Annotated in this window: 2 protein-coding genes; both read left to right on the forward strand. The window is 60.9% G+C overall.

Translation table 11 applies throughout. The features are described 5' to 3' along the window. Positions 1 to 252 precede the first annotated feature (252 nt). On the forward strand, positions 253 to 669 hold the full coding sequence (locus tag ELR45_RS33275) for a helix-turn-helix domain-containing protein (protein WP_129670119.1): 417 nt from the start codon (positions 253 to 255) through the stop codon (positions 667 to 669). Between the two features lie 258 nt (positions 670 to 927). Then, on the forward strand, positions 928 to 1,740 hold the full coding sequence (locus tag ELR45_RS33280; protein WP_129670120.1) for a hypothetical protein: 813 nt from the start codon (positions 928 to 930) through the stop codon (positions 1,738 to 1,740). Positions 1,741 to 1,908 lie beyond the last annotated feature (168 nt).

A 1,908-nucleotide genomic window follows, 5' to 3' on the forward strand; every position in this document is an offset into this window, starting at 1 on the left:
CGATGAGTGGATCTTCGAGCTCATAGCCGAAGTCAGTGCTCCGGCGCGTAGGTACAGGCCTCAGGCTACTTCGAGAATGAGGCTCATATCGGGAAAGTGACTGATGGCCGGCTGATCCCCGCAGCCTGACTCCCAGATCAGCGAAGGTGTCGAGTGCATGGTGATCCTCTGGTCCAGGGGCCAACTCCGGATCGGACCGCGGGTGCGTACCCGACCCACTCGGGGCATCCATGGAGCGGCAGGTTGTCATGCATGGGTGTCGAACGGTTGCGATGGCGTAGTCCGGACTTCGGGATAGGCGGCGAATGGCGAAGTGGTACAGCGGCGAGCCGCGGTGTGCCGCTCAGTATTCTGAGCCATTTACCCAAGAATACTGTGCTGACTTTGGTGGCTGACAAGGCCAGGCTCGGCTTCATGCCGACACGCGTACGTCCACCGGATTGGGACGAGATTCATGTCGCACTTGGTCGTCGGGTGGCCAAGGTGCGCGTCGAACGCGGCTTATCGCAGGAGGACTTGGCGAACGAGTCCGGCATCAGCCGAACAAGCTTGCAGAATCTCGAGCACGCGAAAACTGCGCCTGGGATCGATCATCTCGTACTGATTGCGCGGGCAATGGGCATTACGGTGGTGGACTTGCTGCCGAAGGACATCAAGGGACTTCGATGAGCACTGTGATGACGAGGGGATGCCGAATTTGTCTCGCAATAGTCGGGATCCTTTCGTGGTCAAGCGGCGCCGTGGGAGCGTTTGTCGGCGCGAGTGGCGCCGGAGTAGCCTCACTCATCGGAGCGGGCGTCGTCAGCGGAACCTTAGCGGCATTCGGGCGCTGGCCGTCCCGCATTGTAGTGTCTGGCAATGAGATTTCGTGGGAACGCCACGACGCGGCGTCCCATCCATCGGATCGATCGACGACGCCCACTCGGGATGAACGGCGTCACGTTAGCGAGCTGGGGCGAACGGACGACGTGGAAAGTAGAAGGGTTGCAGAGCGAATATGAACGGAGACTGGCCACGATCGGCTACGGCCCAGAGTTGATCTTGCCGGTGAGCTTGAAGCCGCGGTGGATAGACACGCCTCGACACGCCTGGACCGTTTCACGGGCGTGGAGCGCAGGATGCCGACCTGAGCTGAGCTTGGCGCTCGCCGTCTGCGCGTTGCCCTGGTGGTTGGGCGTTGTTGCTGGCGCCCGCGCTGTCGGGCAATTGGCTGCAGTCGATACACGGGCGTCGGCGATCGTGAGCATTGTGGGCAAGTCATATCCAGCGCGTGCTGCGATCAGCGGGGCCGTTTGTCTTGCGATATTCATAGCCTTGGGCGCGATTGTGGAGGTAGTTGCCGCTGTCTATGGCTATGTCACTGGTCATGCCACGCCGTATGCGACCTACGTGGGACGCTATGTATCGATTTGGTTGTTGGTATTGGGAACCGGCCGAGTCGCCATTTTGGCAGCGTCGTCGTTCAGATCGAAGGAAAGACGGCGACTGCGCCGGTATGCCGGTGAGCTTCAGATTGAGCAAGTTCAGGCGTGGCCGCAAAGAACGGGTCACGGCGCAAGGCTCTGGCGGCAGCTGCAACCGGCCTTGACGGCGCACAACAATCCCTTTGTCGTCCGTGCTCGTTCCGTCGAACTTGCGCGTGTGTATGAGCGCTGGGCGGGTCTTACAGCGGTGGAGGACGATTCGCTGGTCATGCGGTCGGTGCCTCCACCTGGTGATGTTAGTCGGAATCTTTCGTGAGGCAGCTGTGTTTCGGCTTTGCAGCCAAGATGTCTCGGTGACCTATTGCGGAGGGGAATATGAGGCATTTGAGTGTTTCCCGTCAGACGCGGGCCGCGGCCTTGAGCTCGTCGACGCGGTTGGTGCGCTCCCACGGCACGTCCAGGTCGTCGCGACCGAAGTGACCGT

Origin of the sequence: Phytoactinopolyspora endophytica, assembly GCF_004138495.1 — a bacterium.
GTDB lineage: Bacteria > Actinomycetota > Actinomycetes > Jiangellales > Jiangellaceae > Phytoactinopolyspora > Phytoactinopolyspora endophytica.